The sequence below is a fragment of the Prauserella isguenensis genome (genome assembly GCF_014191605.1).
Taxonomy (GTDB): domain Bacteria; phylum Actinomycetota; class Actinomycetes; order Mycobacteriales; family Pseudonocardiaceae; genus Prauserella; species Prauserella isguenensis.
Genome location: NZ_JACHWU010000004.1, coordinates 149996 through 174418 on the forward strand (window position 1 = coordinate 149996; position 24423 = coordinate 174418).

The 24423-nt window shown below is 68.7% G+C and carries 20 protein-coding genes and 1 tRNA gene; 13 read left to right on the plus strand and 8 right to left on the minus strand.

Annotated elements, in window-relative coordinates; translation table 11 throughout:
* Positions 1-58 precede the first annotated feature (58 nt).
* Positions 59-1570, plus strand: coding sequence for a succinyl-CoA:acetate CoA-transferase ScpC (gene scpC / locus FHS23_RS16980; RefSeq protein WP_183656610.1), 1512 nt, complete (start codon positions 59-61; stop codon positions 1568-1570).
* Positions 1571-2108: 538 nt separating this feature from the next.
* Here the strand turns inward: scpC and FHS23_RS16985 are convergent.
* Positions 2109-2633 (minus strand): pyridoxal-phosphate dependent enzyme, encoded by a 525-nt coding sequence (locus tag FHS23_RS16985; RefSeq protein ID WP_425501139.1) that lies wholly within the window; start codon positions 2631-2633, stop codon positions 2109-2111.
* 323 nt (positions 2634-2956) lie between these two features.
* Between FHS23_RS16985 and FHS23_RS16995 the strand changes: the two genes are divergently transcribed.
* Positions 2957-4033, plus strand: a complete 1077-nt coding sequence (locus FHS23_RS16995) for a DUF418 domain-containing protein (RefSeq protein ID WP_183656613.1) — start codon at positions 2957-2959, stop codon at positions 4031-4033.
* Positions 4034-4367: 334 nt separating this feature from the next.
* Here FHS23_RS16995 and FHS23_RS17000 read toward each other — a convergent pair.
* From FHS23_RS17000 to FHS23_RS17015, 4 genes are all read right to left on the minus strand, one after another.
* Positions 4368-5542 (minus strand): IS3 family transposase gene (locus FHS23_RS17000; protein WP_183656616.1). Its coding sequence is split into 2 segments (ribosomal slippage): positions 4368-5255 and positions 5258-5542, totalling 1173 coding nucleotides; the frame shifts between segments, so codons are not numbered across the junction.
* A gap of 38 nt (positions 5543-5580) precedes the next feature.
* Positions 5581-5916 (minus strand): site-specific integrase, encoded by a 336-nt coding sequence (locus FHS23_RS17005; RefSeq protein ID WP_183656619.1) that lies wholly within the window; start codon positions 5914-5916, stop codon positions 5581-5583.
* A 185-nt stretch (positions 5917-6101) separates the two neighbouring features.
* The gene (locus FHS23_RS17010) at positions 6102-6452 is read right to left on the minus strand and encodes a hypothetical protein (RefSeq protein ID WP_183656622.1); all 351 of its coding nucleotides are present in this window, start codon (positions 6450-6452) and stop codon (positions 6102-6104) included.
* A 112-nt stretch (positions 6453-6564) separates the two neighbouring features.
* A tRNA-Arg gene (locus tag FHS23_RS17015) sits at positions 6565-6637 on the minus strand.
* Between the two features lie 249 nt (positions 6638-6886).
* Between FHS23_RS17015 and FHS23_RS17020 the strand changes: the two genes are divergently transcribed.
* Positions 6887-7801, plus strand: a complete 915-nt coding sequence (locus FHS23_RS17020) for a cation diffusion facilitator family transporter (protein WP_183656625.1) — start codon at positions 6887-6889, stop codon at positions 7799-7801.
* Between the two features lie 8 nt (positions 7802-7809).
* On the opposite strand, the gene FHS23_RS17025 is transcribed toward FHS23_RS17020, so the two are convergent.
* Together FHS23_RS17025 and FHS23_RS17030 are read right to left on the minus strand one after the other, a co-directional pair.
* Positions 7810-8775, minus strand: a complete 966-nt coding sequence (locus tag FHS23_RS17025; protein ID WP_183656629.1) for a DUF305 domain-containing protein — start codon at positions 8773-8775, stop codon at positions 7810-7812.
* 54 nt (positions 8776-8829) lie between these two features.
* Positions 8830-9639: a thioredoxin-like domain-containing protein gene (locus FHS23_RS17030; protein WP_183656633.1), complete on the minus strand. Its 810-nt coding sequence runs from the start codon at positions 9637-9639 to the stop codon at positions 8830-8832.
* Positions 9640-9802: 163 nt separating this feature from the next.
* On the opposite strand from FHS23_RS17030, the gene argS reads away from it, so the two are divergent.
* The 6 genes from argS (at position 9803) to rho (ending at position 18644) form a co-directional block, all read left to right on the plus strand.
* Positions 9803-11458: an arginine--tRNA ligase gene (gene argS / locus FHS23_RS17035; protein ID WP_183656636.1), complete on the plus strand. Its 1656-nt coding sequence runs from the start codon at positions 9803-9805 to the stop codon at positions 11456-11458.
* Between the two features lie 3 nt (positions 11459-11461).
* Positions 11462-12901, plus strand: a complete 1440-nt coding sequence (gene lysA, locus FHS23_RS17040; protein WP_183656639.1) for a diaminopimelate decarboxylase — start codon at positions 11462-11464, stop codon at positions 12899-12901.
* A 58-nt stretch (positions 12902-12959) separates the two neighbouring features.
* Positions 12960-14255 (plus strand): homoserine dehydrogenase, encoded by a 1296-nt coding sequence (locus FHS23_RS17045; protein ID WP_183656642.1) that lies wholly within the window; start codon positions 12960-12962, stop codon positions 14253-14255.
* Positions 14252-15346, plus strand: coding sequence for a threonine synthase (gene thrC / locus FHS23_RS17050; protein WP_183656645.1), 1095 nt, complete (start codon positions 14252-14254; stop codon positions 15344-15346). The genes FHS23_RS17045 and thrC overlap by 4 nt, the downstream gene beginning before the upstream one ends.
* Positions 15343-16236 (plus strand): homoserine kinase, encoded by an 894-nt coding sequence (thrB, locus tag FHS23_RS17055; RefSeq protein WP_183656648.1) that lies wholly within the window; start codon positions 15343-15345, stop codon positions 16234-16236. The genes thrC and thrB overlap by 4 nt, the downstream gene beginning before the upstream one ends.
* A gap of 380 nt (positions 16237-16616) precedes the next feature.
* Positions 16617-18644 (plus strand): transcription termination factor Rho, encoded by a 2028-nt coding sequence (rho, locus tag FHS23_RS17060; protein WP_183656651.1) that lies wholly within the window; start codon positions 16617-16619, stop codon positions 18642-18644.
* A 151-nt stretch (positions 18645-18795) separates the two neighbouring features.
* On the opposite strand, the gene FHS23_RS17065 is transcribed toward rho, so the two are convergent.
* Positions 18796-19422: a GntR family transcriptional regulator gene (locus FHS23_RS17065; RefSeq protein ID WP_183656654.1), complete on the minus strand. Its 627-nt coding sequence runs from the start codon at positions 19420-19422 to the stop codon at positions 18796-18798.
* A 126-nt stretch (positions 19423-19548) separates the two neighbouring features.
* Here FHS23_RS17065 and FHS23_RS17070 point away from each other — a divergent pair, with 126 nt between their 5' ends.
* The 4 genes from FHS23_RS17070 (at position 19549) to prfA (ending at position 24413) form a co-directional block, all read left to right on the plus strand.
* Positions 19549-21300: an IlvD/Edd family dehydratase gene (locus tag FHS23_RS17070; RefSeq protein WP_183656657.1), complete on the plus strand. Its 1752-nt coding sequence runs from the start codon at positions 19549-19551 to the stop codon at positions 21298-21300.
* Positions 21301-21377: 77 nt separating this feature from the next.
* The gene (locus FHS23_RS17075; RefSeq protein WP_183656659.1) at positions 21378-22733 is read left to right on the plus strand and encodes a GntP family permease; all 1356 of its coding nucleotides are present in this window, start codon (positions 21378-21380) and stop codon (positions 22731-22733) included.
* 218 nt (positions 22734-22951) lie between these two features.
* Positions 22952-23179, plus strand: coding sequence for a 50S ribosomal protein L31 (gene rpmE / locus FHS23_RS17080; protein WP_183656661.1), 228 nt, complete (start codon positions 22952-22954; stop codon positions 23177-23179).
* A 163-nt stretch (positions 23180-23342) separates the two neighbouring features.
* A complete protein-coding gene (gene prfA / locus FHS23_RS17085) occupies positions 23343-24413 on the plus strand; it encodes a peptide chain release factor 1 (protein WP_183656663.1) in 1071 nt (356 codons plus the stop codon).
* The last annotated feature ends 10 nt before the right edge of the window (positions 24414-24423 follow it).

The window sequence follows — 24423 nt, forward strand, 5'->3', positions numbered from 1 at the left end:
CACCATGGCCGGGTCCCTCTCACTTCGGTTCGACCTCACTGTGGCGGAAGGACGCTGTATGACCGGGCGCATTCGGAATCGCGAGCTGGCGGCCATGGTGATGGACGCCGATGCGGCGGCATCTCTGATCGGCAGCGGCGACAACGTCGGCATGAGCGGTTTCACGGGGGCCGGGTACCCCAAGGAGGTGCCGGGGGCGCTGGCCAAGCGGGTGGCGATGGCGGAGGCGCGCGGCGAGCCGATGAAGGTGGGGCTGTGGACCGGGGCGTCGACCGCACCCGAACTCGACGGTGTGCTTGCGGAGGTCGAGGGCGTCGAGATGCGCCTGCCTTACCAGTCCGACCCCGTCACGCGCGCCAAGATCAACGACGGCCGGATGGACTACACCGACATCCACCTTTCGCACGTCGCGCAACAGGTGTGGCAGGGCGTGTTCGGCGAGCTCGACGTCGCGGTGGTCGAGGTCAGCGGTGTCACCGAGGACGGCAGGTTGATTCCCTCGTCGTCGATCGGCAACAACAAGACCTGGCTGGAGCAGGCCGACCGCGTGATCCTCGAGGTCAACTCGTGGCAGAGCGAGCACCTCGAGGGCATGCACGACGTCTACTACGGCACCGCACTGCCGCCGAACCGTGTCCCGGTGCCGATCACGCGTACGGAAGATCGCATCGGAGTGCCCTATTTGGAATGCCCGGTGGAGAAGGTGATCGCGGTGGTGCCCACCGAGGCGCCCGACCGCAACTCGGCGTTCGCGCCGGTCGACGAGACAGCGGAGCGGATCGCCGCGCACGTCCTGGACTTCTTCGACGTCGAGGTTCGTGGGGGCCGGTTGCCGAACGAGCTGCTGCCGTTGCAGTCCGGCGTGGGCAACGTGGCCAATGCGGTGCTCGCCGGGTTGCGTGACGCGCCATTCGACGGCATGACGGCCTACACCGAGGTGATTCAGGATGGCATGCTCGACCTTCTCGAGTCGGGAAAACTCCGGATGGCGTCGGCGACCGCGTTCTCGTTGAGTTCGGCGACGGTGGACCGGTTCAACCGGAACGCCGGGCAGTTCCGCGACCGGATCCTGCTTCGGCCCCAGGAGATCAGCAACCACCCGGAGGTCGTGCGCAGGCTGGGCTGCCTGGCGATGAACGGCATCGTCGAGGCCGATCTCTACGGCAACATCAACTCCACGCACTTGATGGGTAGTCGCATTCAGAACGGCATCGGCGGTTCGGGCGACTTCGCGCGCAACGCGCACGTGTCGATCTTCGTGACGCCGTCGGTGGCGAAGGGAGGGGCGATCTCGGCGATCGTGCCGATGGTCTCGCACGTTGACCACACCGAGCACGACGTGGACGTGATCGTCACCGAGCAGGGGCTGGCCGACCTACGCGGGCTCTCGCCGCGGCGCCGGGCCGAGTTGGTCATCGAGCGGTGCGCGCACCCGGATTTCCGGCCCATGCTGCGGGACTACGTCGGCCGGGCGATGGAGTCCGCCTTCGGGAAGCACACGCCGCACCTGCTCGGTGAGGCGTTGTCCTGGCACCAGCGATTCGTGGACACCGGCACGATGCGCCGGTGATCGCTCGGCTGTGGCGCGACCGGTCCTGCCGGCGGCGATCGCCGGGCCGGGCGGTGGTCCTTCAGTGAGGCGTCGACGGCACTCGGGCATGCGGGCTGAGCCACGGCGAGGCTTTGTCCACGCATTGTTCACGGCTCCCCGTATGAGCCCGGGGTTCGCCGGGGCCCGCCGGGTGGCATGCGAACGGCCCGTGACTGGCATTTCTGCTGGTCACGGGCCGTTTTCGCGCGTCTTCGATGGGCGCCCTCGGCAGGATTCGAACCTGCGACACCTGCCTCCGGAGGGAACTCATCCGGCGTGTCACCGGTTTTTACGTGGGGTTTTGTTGTCAGTGGTCTCGCACCACGGCCTTCTGGAGCCGCTGTTGCCATCAGTTCGCACCACGACCCGCACCACGCAAGGCTTGGTTGCCGTGCCGATGTAGCGCCTCGTGGGAGCTCGTCTCCGCGACTCAACGTCGTAGCTCAAAGGTGGGGCTGGGCGCGCTGGCGCGGCCGTACTCGGGTCGGCCATGTGTCACGTTCAGCCAGACGCCGCGCTAGTTTCCGGAACGCAGCTCAAGTCCCGCAGACCTCGCGAGGCTGGCCGCAGCCTCAACCTTCCAGTAGTTGCTCGCCGTGCTGGCCTTGTAACCGGAGCCGGCGAGGATGGTGACGATCGTGTCGTCGGGGCTGAGCTGGCCGTCGCGAGCGAACTGCTCGACGGCGGGTACCACCTGTGCGCTGGTGGGTTCCGTGTAGAGGCCCGTCTTGGCCAGCTCGAGGGTCGCCGGGCGCAGCTTCTCCTCGGGCACAGCGCTCATCGCGCCTGCGCTGTCGCGGACCGCGCGCAGTACCTCGCGGTCGCGGACCGGACGCGCGATGGAGGTTCCCTCGGCGACCGTCGGCCGCCGTTCGGCGAATTCGACTGCATCCGCGCCCGAGGCGAAGGCCTGCACCAGTGGGCTGCAGTGCTCGGGCTGGGCGACCAGCAAGCGCGGAAGGCGCGTGATTTCCCCGGCCCGGTGCAACTCGGCGAAGTCGGTGGCGCAACCGAGCACGAGGCTGCCGGCACCGGCCGAGATGACCACGGCGGTCGGAGCTTCGAAGCCCAGGTCTTCCCAGATCTAGGATGCGAAAGCGGCGCTCGTCCTTGGGCAACAGAGGCTCGATCCGTTCCCGCAGCTCGTCCTCGACCTCCCACGGCCTGCGCTGGGCCACACCAACCTCCTGCCAGCTGATCAACAACCAGCAAGATCGAACCACATGCACAAGATCATTCTGTTAGGATTTCTTAAGGGAAAATCAGGTTGTACGATGTCGGCCTGCATCGTCGGATTCGGCGTATGCGTTCGTGGCCATGGCGACGCGATCACCATTGTCCAATCTGGCCTGCTAGCCTGCCGCCATGAGGGACAGTCAACTCACGAATTCCTACGACAGTCGGCGCATCTCGGGCGGGTCTCACAACGTACGGATCGATGAGCTTGACGTCCTCCGTGGATTCGCGCTGTGCGGCATCCTGGTCGTCAACATCTACCAACAAGTGGTCTTCGCCGAGGCGTATCGGCCGGCCGACATGCCGTTGGGTGTGCAGTTGCTGTTCTACGAACGGTTCCTACCGATCTTCGCCGTCCTGTTCGGAGTAGGGTTCGGTATCTTCTTCGCCCGAGCGGCGGCTCGTACCGACCGACCGAGATTGGTGCTGGCGCGCCGCCTCTTGGTGCTTTTCGTGATGGGCGCGGTGCACTTCGCGTTCCACCCCGGTGAGGTACTGACCGCCTACGGCGCCCTCGGACTCGTGGTTCTGTTGCCGATGAGCTACCTGCGAGGGCGTACGGCGCTGGTCGTCGCGATTGTGCTGCTCTTCCTCGGATCCCAGCTCATCCTCGGCTACGGACCGATACCCGGCCTGCTGACACTCGGGTACGCCCTGGCGATGCTCGGCGCACCCGAGGCCCTTGCCGCCCGAACGGGCCGGATAGCCGTCGGATTCGGGGTTTTCGGGTGCCTGGCAGGACTCTACGCATACCTCGATCTGACGGGCGTGGACCTGCCGTACGTCAACCTCATCGGCGGCCCGGGAGGCGGCGTGGATCTCTTGCCCGTCGCTGCGGCGATCGCCACCGCGTTGGCGTACTGCTGCGGCCTTCTCCTGTTGCTCCGCACCCCTGCCGCCGCCGCCATCACCGCGGTGTTCGCACCCATGGGCAGAATGGCCCTGACTAACTACCTGACCCAGACGGCCCTGTTCCTCCTGATCAGCCCGCTACTCGGGATCGACGACGGCGCCGACGTCACGCAGATTGTCGGCCTCACGGTCACGATCCTGATCGTGCAGGCCGTGTGGAGCACACTGTGGCTGCGCTCCTTCCGGTACGGACCGGCCGAATGGCTCTGGCGGCGCCTGACGTGGTGGCAGAGCACCCCGCTTCGCCGCACACACCAACACGCCGTGCCACCCGCCCAACAAGCCGATTCTTGAGGACCGTCGCCAACGCAACGCTCGGCCGCATAACCCTTGCCTGCCGAGCAACGATCCCCGCAGACGGCGAACGACATGGCAACCTTGACGATGACCCGCCGCGGCCCGCGAGGCATCGCCTCGCCCGGGAGCGACGTCCCCGTCGCGCCCAGGGCAGAGTAAGCGCCGGCTACGTTCGTGGCCGCTCGAGGATCACACCCACCTCGATCATCTGCCCCCCCGCACCGAAGCTCGGAACTACCGTACCCACGGTTTCCCATCCCCTAGCTGGCCAGGAAGTGCCGGCCCGGCGTACGTCTGGATCGGAGCTGCTGCAGGAAATTGTGACAGTGGTTTAGGCCGCCTGGCTGGCGGTGTGGCTCATGATGGTTTCGTACTCGGTGGGGGTCAAGCGGCCGAGGCGGGTTTGGCGTCGGCGGCGGTGGTATGTGCGTTCGATCCAGGTGACGATCGCGATCCGGAGCTCTTCCCGGGTGGCCCACCTGCGGCGGTCGAGCACATTGCGTTGCAGGAGACTGAAGAAGCTCTCCATTGCGGCGTTGTCACCGGCTGAGCCGACCTGGCCCATTGAGCCGCGCATGTGGTGGCGCCACAACGCTTGCTGCAACTTCTTGCTGCGAAACTGACCTCCGCGATCGCTGTGCGGCGTGCAGCCGGCAACGTGCCGATCGCGTCGGGCGGCGGCCGATTCCAACGCGTCGAGGGCGAGTTGGGACGTCATCCGGTCGGCGATGGAGTAGCCCACGACGCGGTTCGACCACGTGTCCTTGACCGCGCACAGGTATACCTTGCCCTCGCCGGCGGGATGTTCCGAGATGTCGGATAACCACAGCTGGTTTGGTTTGGTGGCGGTGAACTCGCGACGCACCAGATCCTCGTGCGCCGGCGCGGCGGGCCGCGCCTTGCGGGGACGGTGTTTCGTGCCGAACACGCACCACCACTCGTTGTCCGAGCAGATCTTCCACACCGTGCGCTCTGACACCGTGTACCCGGTGGCGGTGATCTCGTCGTGCAACAAGCGGTAGCCGAACTCGGGATCCTCACGGTGGGCCTCGAACAGCGCGTTCGCCAGGTAGGCCTCGTCGAGTTCGGCGTCGGTGACCGACTGGGCGAGCCAGGCATAGTAGTGCTGGCGATGGAGCTTCAACACCCGGCACGCCACCGCCACCCGAATCCGGGCGTCAGGGGCGGCCAACTCCCTTACGAACGGGTAGAGCCTTTTCCCGGCAGATTGGCCTGCGACAGATACGCCGCAGCCCGGCGCAACACCTCGTTCTCCTGCTCCAACAGCCGATTCTGCCGCTTGAGCTCCCGCAACTCAGCCGCCGCGCCGGAGGACAGATCCGGCTTGGTGCTGGCCTCGACATCGGCCGCGCGCAGCCACTTCTGCAACGTCATCGGATGAACACCGAAGTCGCTGGCGACCTGCTCGATCGTCACACCAGGCTCGCGGTTACGCACGACCCGGACCACGTCCTCACGGAACTCACGGGGATACGGCTTCGGCACAGTGGCATCCTTCCGCGCCCACCTCTCGGCAAGCGAACTCAGATGTCACAGAACCCTGCAGCAGCCCCGTGGGTCTTCGTGTCCTTCTCCCACGTGTGCCCGTTTTCTTGGGCGATGCTGGTGCGGACGGCCATGCTCGCGTTGTCGAGATCGAGATAGTCCCAACGCAGCGCGCAGAGTTCGCCTCGACGCGCTCCCGTTGTCATCGCGACCCACACGAGCATTCCCCACGGCAGGTCCTTGAACGCTTCATTGATGATCGCGGTCGCCTGCTCGAGCGTCGGTGGGTGTGGATTGGACGGCGGTCGTTTCGGGGGCTGCGCCTGTTCGAGCGGGTTGACCGTAATCCACTGCCACCGGATGGCGGCCTTCATCGCGCCGCTGAGGCAAGTGTGGATCTTGCGAATCGACGCAGGTGCGAGCGGCTTGCAGGTGTGCGGTCGGCATGACGCATCGCAGGTGTGAGGCCCGTCAGTCGTGTGTTCGACGAACGGCTTCCCGCCGCAGTGATCGCGGCACGTTCGGAGAGTCCGGTAGAAGGAGTCCAGGACCTCGCCGTTCAGACGCGCCAGCGGTGTGACCCCGAGCAACGGCTTGATATGGGTGTGTCGATCGCGATGCGATAGCGCGTCCGCGTGCTCTGGTCGACGTCCACGTACTCGAGGTATCGGTCCATCAGCTGGCCGACTGTCGCGTTGGTCCGAGGGTTCCGGCTTTCGTTGACCTCGTTGACCAGACGCGTCAGGACCTTCTGGGCTTCCTTGTCCGCCTTTGGCCCAGCGGGAACGGTTTCACGGAGGTAGTGACGCTTCCCACTGAGTGGGTCGATGCCGGCGTAGACCTTCACCCGCAGTGCGCCACTGCTGAGTTGCTCGATCGAGCCCCGGGAGCGCCCCTCACGCTGCTTCATGGTGCGAGAGTAACGCGACTCGCACCACAACCCGCACCACGCGAATCCGGTCGCGATCATGAAAAACGGCCCGCGTCCGGCATTTCTGCTGGTCACGGGCCGTTTGATCGGGCGCCCTCGGCAGGATTCGAACCTGCGACACCTGCCTCCGGAGGGCAGTGCTCTATCCACTGAGCTACGAGGGCCCGCCACCTTGCGGCGACATCCAGAAGCCTATCGCATCCCGTTCACAGCCTGTACGCGTGGTCCCCGAGCTTCGACATGTGAGGTCCGCCGCGGCGGTGTACCTTCCTCGGCGCCAGTGAGTTAGGGTTACCTGTGTTGCACTCATGCGCATGTCGCTATATGTTCGCGATGCGTGGCCGCAACCACCGCCGAGAACATCCGCGAGCGACTGCCTGCGGGTGAGCACCGCCGACGAGAGAGGGACCGACATGGGCCACGGACACGGCCATGGTCACGCCGACCTCTCGGCATCCGGCGCCCACCAGGGCAGGCTCGCCGCCGCCCTCGTGATCAGCGGCGCGTTCATGGTCCTCGAGTTCGTCGTCGGCTTCGCGACCGCCTCGCTGGCCCTGCTCTCCGACGCCGCGCACATGTTCACCGACGTCCTCGGACTCGGTATGGCGCTCGCGGCCGTCGTGCTCGCGCGCCGCAGCGGTCCCACCTACACACGCACCTTCGGCCTCTACCGTTCCGAAGTACTCGCCGCGCTCGCCAACGCGTTCCTGCTGTTCGGCGTCGGCGGCTACGTCCTCTACGAGGCCGTCGACCGCATCGGGGACGCCCCAGCGGTACCGGGCCTTCCCGTGCTGCTCGCCGCCACCGCGGGACTCGTCGCCAACATCGTCGCGTTCCTGCTCCTGCGCTCCGGTGCCAAGGAGAGCCTCAACATCCGCGGCGCCTACCTCGAAGTGCTCGCCGACCTCGTGGGTTCCGTCGCGGTGCTCATCAGCGCCTCGATCACGCTTCTGACCGGCTGGCGCTACGCCGACCCCATCGCGGGCGTCGCCATCGGCGTGTGGATCCTCCCGCGCACCGCCGTGCTCGCCGCCCGCTCGCTGCGCATCCTCTTCCAACACGCCCCCCGCGGCGTGGACGTCGCCGCTCTGGAATCCGACCTCGCCACACTCGACAGCGTCGAAGATGTGCACGACCTCCACGTCTGGACTCTCACCTCGGGCATGGAGGTCGCCTCCGCACACCTGACGATCGGCCCCCACGGCGACACCTCGGCCGTCCTCGCCGCCGCCCAGGACCTGCTCTCGGCCCGCTACGGCATCGAACACGCCACCCTGCAGGTCGAACCCCGCGAACACGCCCAGCGCTGCGTCGAACTCAGCTGGTGAACCGAGTCTCAGGGGAAGGGCAGCGGCTTCGCGTCCCGCTCGGACAACATGTTCCGCATCAGGTCGGACTCGGGCACCTGCGAGGCGAGCATGCTCGTGGCCAGGGTGCTCACCGCGCTGATGCGGGCGTGCTCGCGAGCGTAGGTGGCCATGTCGACGCCGCCCTGGTGGTGGCGCAGCATCAACTGCAGGAAGTACACGTCCAGGCGTTCACCGCCGAGGGAGCGCATCTTCGAGAGCTCCTGCTCGGTCGCCATGCCCGGCATCGCCCTGCTGCCGCCGACCTGGCCTCCCGACGGACCCGACGGTGCCCGCTCGCTCGTCTTCGACTCCGAGGACGCCGACTCGCTCTCCTCGCCGTGGTTGTGCCCCATCGGCTCGGACATCCACGTCATGTACTCGCCCGCGGGCTCCTCCGGCTTGCCCCACAGCATCAGCCAGCCCTTCATGCGGCCGACCTGCTCGTTCTGGGTGCTCGCGATGTCGAACGCCAGCTGTTTGACAGCCGGGTCGGAGCTGTGGTCACGCGCCCAGTTCGCCATCGTCACGGCCTGCAGGTGATGTACCGACATGTCCTGCGCGAACCCGACGTCCACCGGGCCGGGGCGCGTCGCCGGTTCACTGTCCGTGCCGCGCGCCACCAGTAGTCCCACGGTCGCACCGACCAGCAGCAGCGCCAGCGCCGCGGCGCCGAAGATGACGTAGCGCGGCCACTCGCGCTCGCGCGGCGGCCGCGTCCCGTCGACGTCGGCACCATCAACGCCTGCACCCTCGGACTCGGCGTTGCCTGCGTGGACACCGCCTGCCCCGGAAGCCGCCCGGTCGGCGTCGCCCGCGGTGTCCGAGCCTGCGCCGCCGGTCGACCCGGCCTGCTCCGAACCTGTCGTGGCGGTCGACTCGTTCGGTCCGACCTCGGGATCGCCGGACGAGCCTGCCGGTTCGGTGGTGCGTGCTTCGTCAGGAGTGTCGTTCATGACCTGCGGAGTCCCTGGAGTGCGGTCGTCGGCGGGTGGGGAGTAGCCGGAAGGTTACTGTCCGCCACCCATCGACTCGTCGGCCGCTCCCGCCGAACCCTGGTAGTCCATCGGCTTGGCGTCCGGGCCCGGCTCCTTCGGGTTGAACGGCGGCGGGTTGTCCGGGTCGAACTGACCCGGGCCCAGCGCGTCGCAGGAGGCGCCGACCTCGGGGTAGGTGTTCGAGTTGCGCTTCAGCGCGGCGATGAACTGGTCGATGCGCTCGTCGGTGACGTCGTCGACCTTCAGCTGGTGGCCCCAGGACTGCAGCGAGACCGGCGAGTCGAGACCCGGGTACGGCGACAGCATCATGAACGGCTTGTTCTCGACGCGGACCTTCAATGTCTCGAGGTCCTCGCCGGAGACCCGCTCCGGGTCGTAGGCGATCCAGATCGCGCCGTGCTCGAGCGAGTGGACCATGTTCTCGTTCCGCACGGCCTGCTCGTACACGGTGCCCGTGCACGAGGCCCAGAAGCCGTCGTGCGGACCGCCGAACGGCGGAGACTGGTCGTAGGCCACCCGCTCGTTCGGGCGCACGTGGGCGCCGCCCCGGTACTCCTTGGTCGTGACGCCGTCGATCTTCTCGGACGGGTCCGGGTTGTTCCGGTCGGGAGTGAAGTTCTCGGCCGCTACCTCCTCGCGCTGCCGCTGCTCCCGCGTGTCACTCGAAGCGACGTAGTAGTAGCCGAAGACCCCGGCCGCCAGCAGCACGATGGCCACGACCGCGGTGATCGTGCCCCACGGCACGTTCTTCTGGCCGACCGTGGATCCGCGGGCGGCCTGCACCGCGCTCGGCGCCTTCTTGCCCTTCTTGCCGCTGGCCATGGCTGCAGATGTCTCCTTCGGCGAGAGTCGGGTACCCCGACCGAGCAGTGTAGGGACGCCGCGCCGAGCGCCGGGCGTCGGCTCGCGGATCCGGTATGCGACCGCGCACACCCGGGGTGAGCCGGTGACCGAGCGTCGCCCCCTCCGAACGTACACTCGCCGGGTGACTCCCTCCGCCCTTGCTGACCTCGTGCGTTCGTCTGCCGTCACGGTTCTCGAGGCCCGCGGCCTCGACACCGACGTGCTTCCTGAGCAGGTGACGGTGGAGCGACCCCGCAACCCCGAACACGGCGACTACGCCACCAACGTGGCGCTGCAAGTCGCGAAGAAAGTAGGTATGGCTCCCCGCGAGCTGGCCGATGCGCTCGCCACCGAGCTGTCCGCCGCCGACGGTGTCGACACCGCCGAGGTCGCGGGCCCCGGCTTTCTCAACCTCCGCCTGGCGGCCGACGCGCAGGGCGAGATCGTCCGCCGCGTGCTCAGCGCGGGCGACGCCTACGGCCGCGGTGACACGCTCGCGGGCCGGAAGATCAACCTCGAGTTCGTCTCCGCCAACCCGACCGGCCCGATCCACCTGGGCGGCACCCGCTGGGCCGCCGTCGGTGACGCGCTGGGCCGCGTGCTGAGCTCCCAGGGCGCCGAGGTGACGCGCGAATACTATTTCAACGACGCCGGCGCGCAGATCGACCGGTTCGTGAACTCGCTGCTGGCCGCGGCGCACGGCGAGCCCGCACCCGAGGACGGCTACGCCGGTGCTTACATCGACGACATCGCCACCGCGGTCCTGAGCAAGGAACCCGGCGCGCTGTCGCAGCCCGAGGCCGAGCGCCACGAGACGTTCCGCAAGATCGGCGTCGGGCTCATGTTCGAGGAGATCAAGCAGAGCCTCCACGACTTCGGCACCGACTTCGACGTCTTCTTCCACGAGGACTCCCTGCACGCGGGCGGCGCCGTGGCGCAGGTCGTCGGCGAACTCAAGGAATCCGGCACCCTCTACGAGGCAGACGGCGCGTGGTGGATGCGCACCACCGACCAGGGCGACGACAAGGACCGCGTGGTCCTCAAGAGCGACGGCGACCCGGCCTACATCGCGGGCGACATCGCCTACCTGCGTGACAAGGTGCAGCGCGGCTTCGACCTGTGCATCTACATGCTGGGTGCCGACCACCACGGCTACATCGGCCGACTCAAGGCCACAGCCGTGGCGCTCGGCTACGACCCCGAGGTCGTCGAGGTGCTCATCGGCCAGATGGTCAACCTCGTCAGCGGCGGCAAGCCCGTGAAGATGAGCAAGCGCGCGGGCACGGTCGTCACGTTGGAAGACCTCGTCGAGGCGGTGGGCGTCGATGCCGCGCGCTACGAGCTGACGCGCTACTCGGTCGACTCGGGTATCGACATCGACCTCGACCTGCTGCGCAAGCACACCAACGAGAACCCCGTGTTCTACGTGCAGTACGCGCACGCCCGGCTGGCCTCGCTGCAGCGAGGCGCGGCCGAGCTGAAGATCGAGCTGCGTCCGGACGCCGACTTCAGCCTCCTGACCCATCCCCGTGAAGGGGACCTCATCCGCACGATCGGCGAGTTTCCGAGCGTGCTCACCAAGGCGGCCGAGCTGCGCGAACCGCACCGCGTCGCCCGTTATCTCGAGTCGCTGGCGTCGGCGTACCACAAGTTCTACGACGTCGCGCGCGTGCTTCCCCAGGGTGACGAGGCCCCGACCGACCTCACCCACGCGCGCCTGGCGCTGTGCGAAGCCGCACGCCAGGTACTCGCCAACGGACTGTCCCTGCTCGGGGTATCTGCCCCGGAACGGATGTAATGAATGTGTGCACACCCCGCGGGGCCCCGCCACGCTGAGGTCTACCCGCACGCCGATCAGGCGGGTTTCCCACCGTCCACCTCGGGCGAGCTCGACCGGCTGCACGCGAAGGTGTGGCCGCGCAACACGTTCCGCGCGGGCGACGGCGTCGTGCGCATCGCGGGCGTCGACGTCCGCGAGCTCGCGCGCACGTACGGAACGCCACTGTTCGTGATCGACGAGGCCGATTTCAAGTTCCGTTGCGCCGAGTACGCCGCCGCGTTCGAGGACCCCAGCCTGGTCCACTACGCGGGCAAGGCGTTCCTCTGCACCGAGATCGCCCGGTGGGTGGCAGGCCAGGGCCTGAGCCTCGATGTCTGCAGCGGCGGTGAGCTGGCGATCGCCCAGCGCGCCGAGTTCCCGCCCGAGCGGATCACGTTCCACGGCAACAACAAGTCCGTCGAGGAACTCGAGGCCGCCGTCGAGGCGGGCGTCGGCACGATCGTGCTCGACTCGTACTACGAGATCGCCCGCCTCGCCGACGTCGCCGCGCGCCACGATGTCGTCCAGCAGGTGCTGGTGCGCGTGACGGTCGGCGTGGAGGCCCACACCCACGAGTTCATCGCCACGGCGCACGAGGACCAGAAGTTCGGGTTCTCGCTGGCCTCGGGCGAGGCCGCCGAAGCGGTCCGCCGCGTGCTCAACGCCCCGTCGTTGCAGCTCGTCGGCCTGCACAGCCACATCGGGTCGCAGATCTTCGACGCCGACGGGTTCGAGGTCGCCGCGCGGCGCGTCGTCGGCCTGCTCGCCGACCTGCGCAAGGAGCACGGCCCGGAGGCACTCGAGAGCCTGACGGTCGTCGACCTGGGCGGCGGGTTCGGCATCGCCTACACCGACAAGGACAACCCGCCTCCGCCCGCACAGCTGGTCACCCAGATCCGCGACATCGTCCGCAAGGAGTGCGCGTTCGCCGACATCCCGGTGCCGCGGATCGCGGGCGAGCCGGGCCGTGCGATCGCGGGTCCCGGCACCGTGACGCTGTACGAGGCCGGCACCATCAAGGACGTCGTGCTCGGCGACGAAGGCGTGCGGCGGTACGTGAGCGTCGACGGCGGCATGAGCGACAACATCCGCACCGCCCTGTACGACGCCGCCTACGACGTCCGGCTCGTCTCCAGGGCCAGCGACGACGGCCAGCCCGAGCCCGTGGCCGCCATGCTGTCCCGCGTGGTGGGAAAGCACTGTGAGTCCGGTGACATCGTCGTCCGCGACTGCTGGTTGCCGGAGACCCTGGCACCCGGCGACCTGCTCGCGGTCGCCGCCACGGGTGCGTACTGCTACTCGATGGCCAGCAACTACAACCGGCAGCCGCGGCCCGCGGTGGTCGCCGTGCGCAACGGTGAGCACCGGCTGCTGCTGCGCAGGGAGACGTACGACGACATGCTGCGACTGGAGGCGTCGTGAGCGCCGGCACGAGCTACGACGTGAACTGTGGCCAGCTGCCTGTAGGGGAGGGGCGTGAATGACTGAGCCGGTCAAGGTGGCCCTGCTCGGCTGCGGGACCGTCGGCAGCGAGGTGACCCGCATGCTGCTGGACGACCCCGGCGAGCTGGCCGCGCGGGTCGGAGCGCCGGTCGAGCTCGCGGGCATCGCCGTCCGCAGGCCGGACAAGCACCCGGAACTGCCGCAGCATCTCATCACCTCGGACGCGACCGCGCTGATCGACTCCGATGTGGACATCGTCGTCGAACTCATCGGCGGTATCGACCCGGTGCGCGGCTGGCTGCTGTCGGCGCTGCGCAAGGGCAAATCGGTCGTGACGGGCAACAAGGCGCTGTTGTCGGAACACGCGAGCGAGCTGGCCGAGGCGGCGGACGAGTCGGGCGCGGACCTGTACTACGAGGCCGCGGTGGCCGGTGCTATCCCGCTGCTGCGCCCGGTACGCGAGTCGCTGGCCGGTGACCGCATCACCCGGGTGATGGGCATCGTCAACGGCACGACCAACTTCATCCTGTCAGCGATGGACTCCACGGGCGCCGGCTACGCCGAGACGCTCGACGAGGCGACCCGGCTGGGCTACGCCGAGGCCGACCCGACGGCCGATGTGGACGGTTACGACGCGGCGTCGAAGGCGGCGATCATCGCGTCGCTGGCGTTCCACAGCCGCGTGACCGCGGCGGACGTCCACCGCGAGGGAATCGCCGGCATCAGCTCGTCGGACATCACGGCTGCGAAGTCGTTGGGCCGCACGGTGAAACTGCTGTCCATCTGCGAGCGGGTGACCGAAGAGGACGGTTCCGAGTCGGTGTCCGCGCGGGTGCACCCGGTGATGATCCCGAAGTCGCACCAGCTGGCAGGTGTCGGCGGTGCGTTCAACGCCGTGTACGTCGAGGCCGAGGCCGCCGGGCAGCTCATGTTCTACGGCCAGGGTGCGGGAGGCGCGCCCACGGCGAGTGCCGTCCTGGGCGACCTGGTCTCGGCCGCCCGCAACAAGGTCGCGGGCGGCCGCGGTCCCCGCGAGTCGGCCCACGCCGCACTGCCGGTGCGCCCGATGGGGCAGACGCCGACGCGCTACCACGTGAGCCTGGACGTGGCCGACAAACCCGGTGTGCTCGCACAGGTCGCGCAGGTGTTCGCGGCTCACGGCGTCAGCATTTCCACGGTGCGGCAACGGGATCGGCGGTCCACGGCGAGTCTCGTCGTCGTGACCCATCAGGCTCCCGACGCCGCGTTGCGGTCCACTGTGGACGAGATCGACAAGCTGGACGTCGTTCGTGAGGTCATCAGCGTGATGCGGGTGGAAGGCGAGGCGGAGTGAGTACCGACAACGCGGCGGGTGCCGGCGGCGACGTGAAGGCGGGCTGGCCCGGGATCATCAACGCGTACTCCTCGCGGATCCCGATCCCCGAGGGTGCTGAGGTCGTGACGCTGGGCGAGGGCAACACGCCGTTGCTCGCCGCGCCGCATCTGTCCGAGCTGACCGGCGCGACGGTGCACCTCAAGGTCGAGGGCGCGAACCCGACCGGTTCGTTCAAGGACCGCGGCATGACCGTGGCCATGACGCACGCCCGCGCGAGCGGGCTGAAGGCCGTGATCTGCGCGTCCACGGGCAACACGTCGGCGTCTGCGTCGGCCTACGCCGCGCGCGCCGGGCTCGCGACGGCCGTGCTCGTGCCGCAGGGCAAGATCGCGCTCGGCAAGATGGCACAGGCGGTGCTGCACGGTGCGCGGATCCTGCAGATCGACGGCAACTTCGACGACTGCCTCGAACTCGCACGCAAGACGGCCGCCGACTACCCGGTGACGCTCGTCAACTCGGTGAATCCGGTGCGGCTCGTCGGGCAGAAGAGCGCGGCGTGGGAGATCTGCGACACGCTCGGCACGGCGCCGGACATCCACTGCCTTCCGGTCGGCAACGCAGGCAACATCACCGCCTACTGGGCGGGCTACACCGAGTACGCCGCCGACGGGCTCGTCGAGAACACGCCGCGCATGTTCGGGTTCCAGGCCGCGGGCGCGGCGCCGCTCGTGCACGGTGAGCCGGTGAAGACCCCGGAGACCGTGGCGACGGCCATCCGGGTCGGCAGTCCGGCTTCCTGGGACAGCGCGGTGAAGGCCCAGCGGGCCAGTGGCGGCCTGTTCGACGCCGTCGGCGACGACAAGATCCTCGCCGCGTACCGCCTGCTCGCGAGCAAGGAGGGCGTGTTCGTCGAACCGGCGTCCGCCACGAGTGTCGCCGGGCTGCTCGCGGCGGCGGAGGACGGCAGGATCCCGCGCGGGTCGACCGTCGTGTGCACCGTCACCGGTCACGGACTGAAGGACCCGGGCACCGCCCTCGAAGGCAACGTCGAGGTCGAGCCGCTCGCCGTCGATCCGCGTGCGGTCGCGGCGGCGCTGGAGCTCTCGTGAGGTTCACGGTCCGGGTGCCCGCGTCGACCGCGAACCTCGGCCCGGGGTTCGACACGTTCGGGCTTTCCCTGGCGCTGCACGACGTCGTGGAGTTCGAGACCGCCGGGTCCGGTGTGGACATCGAGGTGCTCGACGCCGGTGCGGGCGACATGGGTCGCGTGCCGCGCACCGGCAGGCACCTCGTCGTGCGCGCGCTGCGGGCGGCCTGCAGCCGGCTCGGCACGACCCCGCCGGGTCTGCGGCTCCGGTGCCACAACGCGATCCCGCACTCCCGCGGGCTCGGTTCGTCGGCGGCGGCGATCGTCACCGGCATCGTCGCGGCGTACACGCTCGCCGAGCGGGAACTCGACGCCGACGCGCTGCACCTGGCCGCCGACTTCGAGGGCCACGCCGACAACGTCGCGGCCAGCCTGTACGGCGGATTCGTCGTCGCCTGGGAGTCCGGCGGCCGGTTCCACGCCGAGCGGCTCACCCCGCACGAGGCGATCCGGCCGGTCGTGGCCGTGCCGCCGACGCAGTCGTCGACCCACCAGACCCGTGGTCTGCTGCCCGACGAGGTGCCGCTGGCCGACGCCGTGTTCACCGGCGGCCGCACCGCGCTGGCCGTGCACGCCATGACCAGCAGGCCGGACCTGCTGCTCGAGGCGACCGACGATCGGCTGCACCAGGGTTATCGCCGACCCGCCTACCCTGCGACGATGCGGCTGGTCGACGAGTTGCGCTCCCGCGGCGTCGCGGCGGCGGTGTCCGGAGCGGGCCCGACCGTGCTGGCGCTCCCGTACGGCGACACGGGCGGCCGGGGAATAATTCCACCGGACGTCGACGTTGACGGTTACGACATCCTCGAGCCGGCGATAGACCTCGACGGAGTGCAGGTGACCGAGGCCTGACAGGCTCCGGGCGCCGCAGCGGGCGGGGTTCACCCGTCGGCGACCGTCCGGTCGTCCGGAGTGAGGCACGCCACTGGGCGGGGTGGTTGTTGCACCCGCAGGGTGGGCGGTCTACGCTCGGGGGCGTTCGGTCACCGTGCTCATTCCGCACCCGGCGATGGTCACGGGAACTCCTCCCGGTCGCATCTTCCGTTTTCTCGACGGGGGTAACCGGTCTCGCGGTGGTCGACCCCATCTCTTGCAGGCGGCCCGCGCCGCTGCGACTCCCACGTCTCAGCGCAGGCCGCTCGGAGGGAGCCGAAACGCCGTCTCGCAATTCGGACGCGGGCGGCGGTCCGCTGGTCCAACGACAAGGAGTGGACCGGTCAGGAAGGACATGTGTGAGCAACACCGATCTTTTGAGCGGCGACGCGAGTGCCCAGGCAGCAGCGCCGGGTGACGGGGAGTCGCAAACGGGCGGCGCGGCGTCGACGCCGAAGCGGCGTCCCGGCGGGCTTTCCGGCATGGTCATCGCCGATCTTCGTGCCCTCGCCACCGAACTCGGTATCGGTGACACCACGGGCATGCGCAAGGGGGACCTGATCGCAGCCATTCGTGAACGCCAGGGCAAGAGCAAGAAGCCGCGTGGCTCGGAGTCGTCGGACGACAACGGAGCCACCGAGGCGACGCTGCCGCTCGGCGACACCAACGGCAAGGCGAGCACCTCGGAGCAGAAGGTCCAGACCGCACCCGAAGGCGACGCCGACAAGCCCGTCGACAAGGCCGCGGGGAAGGCCGCCGACAAGCCGGCGAAGAACGCCAAGGCCGAGCCGACCGCCAAGGCCGAGCAGGCCGACAAGAGCGAGAAGCCCGAGAAGGGCGGCGGCTCGAAGCCGAAGGCCGACGGCGACGGGGAGTCCGGTCAGCAGAGCGAGGGTGGCGGACGTCGCCGTCGCCGTGGCGGTTCCGGCCGCAACGCCGACGGCCGTGGTGACAACTCGCGTGGTGACAACGCCCGTGACGGCGGCCAGGACAAGTCCGACGACGAGTCCGGCGACCAGCGCAAATCCGGGGGCCGTGGCGACAACAAGGGCGAGAACCGCGGCAACCGCGGTGACGGCAACCGCGGTGACAACCGGGGCGACGCCAACCGGGGCGACAAGGGAGACAACCGGGGCGACGACAACCGGGACGACGACGAGCGCGGCGGGCGCCGTGGCCGCCGGTACCGCGACCGTCGCCGTCGTGGCGGCCGCGGTGAGGGCGAGACGGAGATCCGCGAGGACGACGTCCTGCTGCCCGTCGCCGGTATCCTCGACGTGCTCGACAACTACGCGTTCGTCCGCACCTCCGGCTACCTGCCTGGGCCGAACGACGTGTACGTGTCGCTGTCGTTGGTGCGTAAGCACGGGCTGCGCCGCGGTGACGCGATCACCGGTGTCGTGCGCCAGCCGCGTGAAGGCGAGCAGCAGCGGCAGAAGTTCAACCCGCTGGTGCGCGTCGACTCGGTCAACGGACTCGAGTCCGAGGTCGCCAAGAAGCGCCCCGAGTTCACGAAGCTGACGCCGCTGTACCCGAACGAGCGGCTGCGGCTCGAAACGCAGCCGAACAAGCTCACGACCCGCGTCATCGACCTGGTGATGCCGGTCGGCAAGGGGCAGCGTGCCCTGATCGTCTCGCCGCCGAAGGCCGGCAAGACGACGATCATGCAGGACGTCGCGAACGCCATCACGACGAACAACCCCGAGTGCCACCTCATGGTCGTGCTCGTGGACGAGCGCCCCGAAGAGGTCACCGACATGCAGCGGTCGGTGAACGGCGAGGTCATCGCCTCGACGTTCGACCGCCCGCCGTCGGACCACACGACGGTCGCCGAGCTGTCCATCGAGCGGGCCAAGCGTCTCGTCGAGATGGGCCACGACGTGGTCGTGCTGCTCGACTCGATCACCCGCCTCGGCCGCGCCTACAACCTGGCGGCCCCGGCGTCCGGCCGGATCCTCTCCGGTGGTGTCGACTCGACGGCGCTGTTCCCGCCGAAGCGTTTCCTCGGCGCGGCACGCAACATCGAGGACGGCGGCTCGCTGACCATCTTCGCCACGGCGATGGTGGAGACGGGCTCCACCGGCGACACGGTCATCTTCGAGGAGTTCAAGGGCACCGGTAACGCCGAGCTCAAGCTCGACCGGAAGATCGCCGAGCGCCGCGTGTTCCCGGCGGTCGACGTCAACCCGTCCGGCACCCGCAAGGAGGAGCTGCTGCTCTCGCCGGACGAGCTGGCCGTCACGCACAAGCTGCACCGGGTGCTGCACGCGCTCGACTCGCAGCAGGCGATCGACCTGCTCATCGACCGGTTGAAGAAGACGAAGACGAACATCGAGTTCCTGATGCAGATCTCGAAGAGCGCCCCGGGTACGGAGGAACAGCAGTAACGCGCCCGCGGATCGCAAGCGAACGGCCCCTCGCCACCCGGCGAGGGGCCGTTGCGCTGTCCACGGTCGATACGTCCGCCGATGCCCATGCCCCCAGGGCACGTCGGGGGCATGGAACGCCCCTGAGGTGCCCGTGGGGGCCGATACGGCGTCAGTCGGCGGAGGGGAGGCGGCTGAGGTAGGCGTCGCGGGAGGGGAGCAGGTGCGCGCGGCACGTCTCGGCCAGCGTGTCGGTGTCCCCGCCGCGTAGTGCATCGATCATCGCCCAGTGCTCGCGCCTGCTCTGTTCGAGATACTCGGGAGAGGTCACGGTCACCGACCTGATCGCGTGCGCCATCTGCGCGTGCCTGCGGATGGCGTCCACCAGCACCGTGTTGTCGGACAGGCCGAACAGAGCTCGGTGGAACTCCATGTTGGCCTTCGTCACCTCGCGCAGCTCCCCGGCGTCGATCCCCTCGTCGTGACGGCGCTGGATGGCCACGAGCTCGTCGAGCCGCTCGTCCGGCACCGGCACGGGGATCAGCCTCGCGCAGTGGACCTCCAGTAGCTCGCGCACCGCGTAGAGATCACGCACCTCCTGCGCCGTGTAGGCCTTGACGAACGCGCCCACGTTCGGCTTCCGCTCCACCAGTCCCCGGTTCTCGAGTTCCTGCAACGCGCTGCGCACGACGTGGCGCTTCGCGGAGAAGGCCCGCATCAGCTCGTCCTCCACGAGCCGCTCCCTCGGGTAGCGCAGTCCGAGGACGATCTGCTCCTCGAGTTCTTCGAGCAGGGACAACGCGTCTCTACCTCCATCACGTACCGGGGCCGGCGGGTCAGTTTCCCACGGCTGTTGCGCCCGTTCCAGGACCGTGGTTAGATGTCGCCGTTTTCATTGAACAGATTATTGATAATGAGGTCGATAATGACGGACGGCACGCGCGATGCGGGAGACCCCACGCAGGGCATGACGCGGGGACTGCCGAACTACGGCGATCCCGGGTTCTCGCTGTTCCTGCGCAAGGCGTTCATCAAGGGCGCGGGGTACACCGACGACGCGCTGGACCGCACCGTCGTCGGCATCGTCAACACGGGTAGCGGCTTCAACCCTTGCCACGGCAACATGCCGCAGCTCATCGAGGCGGTGAAGCGGGGCGTGATGCTCGCGGGCGGACTGCCCGTCGACTTCCCGACGATCTCGCTGCACGAGAGCTTCTCGAACCCGACGAGCATGTACCTGCGCAACCTCATGTCCATGGACACCGAGGAGATGATCAAGGCGCTGCCGCTCGACGCGGTCGTGCTCATCGGTGGCTGCGACAAGACCGTCCCCGCACAGCTGATGGGTGCCGCTTCCGCGGGAATCCCCGCGATCCAGCTCGTCACCGGCTCCATGCTGACCGGCGGGCACCGCGGCGAGCGGGTGGGCGCCTGCACCGACTGCCGCGCCTTCTGGGGCAAGTACCGCGGCGACGAGATCGACGATCAGGAGATCTCCGACGTCAACTCCAGCCTCGTCGGCAGCGTCGGCACCTGCTCGGTGATGGGCACAGCCAGCACCATGGCCGGCATCGCCGAGGCGATGGGCATCGCCCTGCCCGGCAGTGCGACGCCACCCGCCGTCACCGCCGATCGCATGCGCATCGCCGAGCAGACGGGCACGCGCGCCGTCGGCATCGCCCGCGAACGGCTCACGATCGACAAGATCCTCACCGAGTCGTCGTTCGAGAACGCTCTGCGTGTGTTGCTGGCCCTCGGCGGGTCGACCAACGGCATCGTCCACCTCGCCGCCGTAGCCGGACGGCTCGGGTTCGACCTCGATCTCGAGACGTTCGACCAGCTCAGCCGCGAGACGCCGGTACTGGTCAACCTCAAGCCCGCCGGGTCGCACTACATGGAGGACCTGCACCGGGCCGGCGGTATCCCGATGCTGCTCGACCGGCTGCGCGACCTCGTCGACCTGGATGCGCTCACCATCACGGGCCGCACCCTCGGGGAGGAGCTCGCCGACCGCGACACGTCGTTCACCCAGGAGGTCGTCCGGCCGCGCGAGGACCCGATCTACCCCGCGGGCAGCATCGCCGTGCTGCGCGGCAACCTCGCCCCGGCCGGTGCGATCGTCAAGCAGGCGGCCGCCACGCCGGAACTGCTGGAGCACACCGGCCGCGCCGTCGTGTTCGAGAACTCCGCCGACATGGCCGAGCGCATCGACGACGAGGACCTCGACGTGCGCGCCGACGACGTGCTCGTGCTCAAGAACATCGGCCCGCTCGGCGCTCCCGGGATGCCCGAGGCCGGCTACATCCCCATCCCGAAGAAGCTCGCCCGGCAGGGCGTCAAGGACATGGTCCGCATCTCCGACGGGCGCATGTCCGGCACCGCGCGGGGCACGATCGTCCTGCACGTGTCCCCGGAATCGGCGGTCGGTGGTCCGCTCGCGTATGTGCGCGACGGCGACACCGTGCGGCTCAGCGTGGCCGACCGCGTGCTGTCGCTCGAGGTCTCCGACTCCGAGCTCGCCACCCGCCGCGAGCAGCACCCCGTGACACCGCCGGAGACCCCGGCGCGCGGTTACCGCAAGCTGTTCGTCGATCAGGTCACCCAGGCCGAGGACGGCGCCGATTTCCGGTTCCTGCAGGCCGAACAGAAGCGGGCGTCGGTGCCGCGCGCTCGCTGAGCGCGGGCCGCCCCCGTTTCCACGGCAGGCATTCTCCCCAACCCACCCGTCCCTTTTAGACAATCAATGGTGATGTCATGACATCCACGACGTGGACCCTCATCGCAGCGGTCCTCGCCATCGCTCTGCTCCTCGGCCTGGTCATCTGGGTCCGGTTGCAGGCCTTCATCGCACTGCTGATCGCGAGCATCGGGTTCGGCCTCGCCACCGGTACCAGTCCCGGTGACCTCGTCGAGCTCATCGTCGAGGAGATGGGCGGCGGCCTCGGCCAGGTCGCGCTCGTCGTCGGCCTGGGTGCCGTGTTCGGGCACGTGCTGCAACGCGCCGGTGCCGCTGAACGGCTCGCCTCCACGCTGATCGACCGGTTCTCCGAGAAACACGTCGCCTGGGGCCTCGGGTTCGCGGGCTTCCTGGTGTCGATCGCGGTGTTCATCGACGTCGCGATCGTGATTCTCGTGCCGATGCTGTACACGATCGCGAAGCGCACCGGGAAGTCGCTGCTGTTCTACGGCATCCCGCTGTGCGCGGGCGTGAGCGTCACGCACACGTTCATCCCGCCGACGCCGGGGCCGATCGCCACGGCCGGCATCATGAACGCCGACCTCGGCCTGGTGATTCTCTTCGGTGTGATCTGCGGTCTGCCCGCCATGGCGATTGCCGGGCCGATCTTCGGTCGCTGGATCTCGAAGCGGATCTTCGTGCCCGTGCCCGCAGAGCTCGACGCCGCTCGTGGCGAGGCAGACGAACGCGACCCGGACACGCTGCCGCGGTTCGGTGCCGTCGTCGGTGCCCTGCTGCTGCCGCTGGTGCTGATCCTCGCCGGCACGACGAGTGAGGCCGTGCTGCCCGAGGACAACGCAGTCCGCACCACCCTGGCGTTCATCGGACATCCCGTGATCGCCCTGCTGCTGACCTGCCTGTACACGCTGTACTTCTTCGGTATCCGGCGCGGTGCGAGCAGGGACGACCTGCAGCAGATGACGACCTCGGCCCTCGGCCCGGCGGGCGTCATCATCCTCATCACGGGTGCGGGCAGCGTGTTCGGCGGCCTGCTCGTCGACTCCGGTATCGGCGATGTGCTCGCCGACTGGATGAGCGACATGAACATGCCGCTCGTGCTGTTCGGGTTCGTGACCGCGTCGATCATCCGCATCTCGCAGGGCTCGGGCACGGTCGCGATGATCACGGGCGCCACGCTCACGGCCCCGCTGGCCACGACGATGGGTGCCAGCGACGCGGTGGTGGCCCTGACCTGCATCGCGATCGCCAGCGGTGCCGCAGCGTTCTCCCACGTGAACGACTCCGGCTTCTGGATGGCGAACCGCTACTTCGGCATGTCGGTCGCCGACACGCTGAAGTCGTGGACCGTGATGAAGACGATCGTCGGTGTCACCGGCTGTGTCGTCGCGACCACGCTGAGTTTCTTCGTCTGACGTGTCGCAAGCGCTCGCGGGCCCCCAGGGGCACCTTGGTTGCATTCAACGCGACCAAAGTGCCCTTGGGGGCGTCACCGTGGCGGGAATGCGGGCGGCTCGGACCGCGTTGCAGGTGGTGACGGGCCGTCTGGCAGAATCGACCCGCTGACGTCCGGTTCCGGTTCACCTTTCCCGCACCGGCGGGCCAGGACCCGGGGCCACGAAGAGAGGACACCATGAAGAGCGGTATTCACCCCGATTACGTCGTGACCGAGGTCGTCTGCGGCTGCGGCAACACCTTCACCACGCGCAGCACGCGTGAGTCCGGCCACATCTACGTCGAGATCTGCTCGGCGTGCCACCCGTTCTACACCGGCAAGCAGAAGATTCTGGACACCGGTGGCCGCGTCGCCCGCTTCGAGGCGCGCTACGGCAAGCGGGGCAAGAAGGCCGACGCCAAGTAGCTTCACCGACGGCGCCCGTACCTGCTCGAACGGCGGGTACGGGCGCCGTTTCGTGTTTCCGGGGTCCGGCCGTCCGCCGGCCCCGCGCCCCGGTGAGCCCGCGATTCGCCGACCTGCGGCGGGGCCGTTCGCCCGGCGAGGTGATCGACGAAGGAGCAGTGCAGTGGAATCAGCGTCCCTGAAGGGGCTGCTCGACGAGTACGCCGAGCTCGAAGAGGCTCTCGGCGACCCCGCCGTGCACGCCGACCAGGTGCGAGCACGGAAATTGGGCCGCCGGTACGCCGAGCTCGCGCCGGTCGTCAAGACGGTCGGTGAACTCGAGAGCGCGAAGTCGGACCTGGCCGCAGCGAAGGAACTCGCCTCGGACGACCCGGCGTTCGCCGAGGAGGCCGAACAGCTCGAGCAGCGCATCCCCACACTCGAGGCGAAACTGACCGAGCTGCTGTTGCCGCGCGACCCGCACGACGGCGCCGACGTCGTCATGGAGATCAAGTCCGGCGAGGGCGGCGAGGAATCGGCGCTGTTCGCCGGCGACCTGCTGCGCATGTACCTGCGCTACGCCGAGCGTTACGGCTGGAAGGCCGAGGTGCTCGGCTCCACCGAGTCCGACCTGGGCGGGTACAAGGACGTCACCGTGTCGCTGAAGACCAAGGAGCCGACCGCCGACGGCGTGTGGTCGCGGCTGAAGTTCGAAGGCGGTGTGCACCGGGTGCAGCGGGTGCCCGCGACCGAATCGCAGGGCCGTATCCACACCTCGGCCGCGGGCGTGCTGATCTACCCCGAACCCGAAGAGGTCGAGGTCGAGATCGACCAGAACGACCTGCGTATCGACGCGTTCCGCTCGTCCGGTCCCGGCGGGCAGAGCGTCAACACGACCGATTCCGCGATCCGCGTGACGCACCTGCCGACCGGCGTCGTCGTGTCCTGCCAGAACGAGAAGTCGCAGATCCAGAACCGGGCGCGGGCGATCCAGGTGCTGCAGGCACGGCTGCAGGCGATGGCCGAGGAGGAGGCCGCGGCGAAGGCCGCCGACACGCGCCGCTCGCAGGTCCGCACCGTCGACCGGTCCGAGCGGGTGCGCACCTACAACTTCCCCGAGAACCGCATCTCGGACCACCGCATCAACTTCAAGGCCTACAACCTCGACCAGGTTCTCGACGGCGAACTCGACGCGGTGCTCGACGCGCTGCAGGCCGCCGACCGCGAGGAACGCATGGCCGAATCGCAGGCCTGACGCGACGAAA

Coding starts and splice junctions, on each gene's coding strand:
- scpC (WP_183656610.1), top strand. CDS start 59: ATGACCGGGCGCATTCGGAATCGCGAGCTGGCGGCCATGGTGATGGAC.
- FHS23_RS17070 (WP_183656657.1), top strand. CDS start 19,549: ATGACGGACGGCACGCGCGATGCGGGAGACCCCACGCAGGGCATGACG.
- FHS23_RS17025 (WP_183656629.1), bottom strand. CDS start 8,775: ATGAACGACACTCCTGACGAAGCACGCACCACCGAACCGGCAGGCTCG.
- FHS23_RS17020 (WP_183656625.1), top strand. CDS start 6,887: ATGGGCCACGGACACGGCCATGGTCACGCCGACCTCTCGGCATCCGGC.
- FHS23_RS17075 (WP_183656659.1), top strand. CDS start 21,378: ATGACATCCACGACGTGGACCCTCATCGCAGCGGTCCTCGCCATCGCT.
- FHS23_RS17005 (WP_183656619.1), bottom strand. CDS start 5,916: ATGAAGGCCGCCATCCGGTGGCAGTGGATTACGGTCAACCCGCTCGAA.
- rpmE (WP_183656661.1), top strand. CDS start 22,952: ATGAAGAGCGGTATTCACCCCGATTACGTCGTGACCGAGGTCGTCTGC.
- FHS23_RS17045 (WP_183656642.1), top strand. CDS start 12,960: ATGACTGAGCCGGTCAAGGTGGCCCTGCTCGGCTGCGGGACCGTCGGC.
- FHS23_RS17010 (WP_183656622.1), bottom strand. CDS start 6,452: ATGAAGCAGCGTGAGGGGCGCTCCCGGGGCTCGATCGAGCAACTCAGC.
- FHS23_RS16995 (WP_183656613.1), top strand. CDS start 2,957: ATGAGGGACAGTCAACTCACGAATTCCTACGACAGTCGGCGCATCTCG.
- lysA (WP_183656639.1), top strand. CDS start 11,462: ATGTGTGCACACCCCGCGGGGCCCCGCCACGCTGAGGTCTACCCGCAC.
- FHS23_RS17030 (WP_183656633.1), bottom strand. CDS start 9,639: ATGGCCAGCGGCAAGAAGGGCAAGAAGGCGCCGAGCGCGGTGCAGGCC.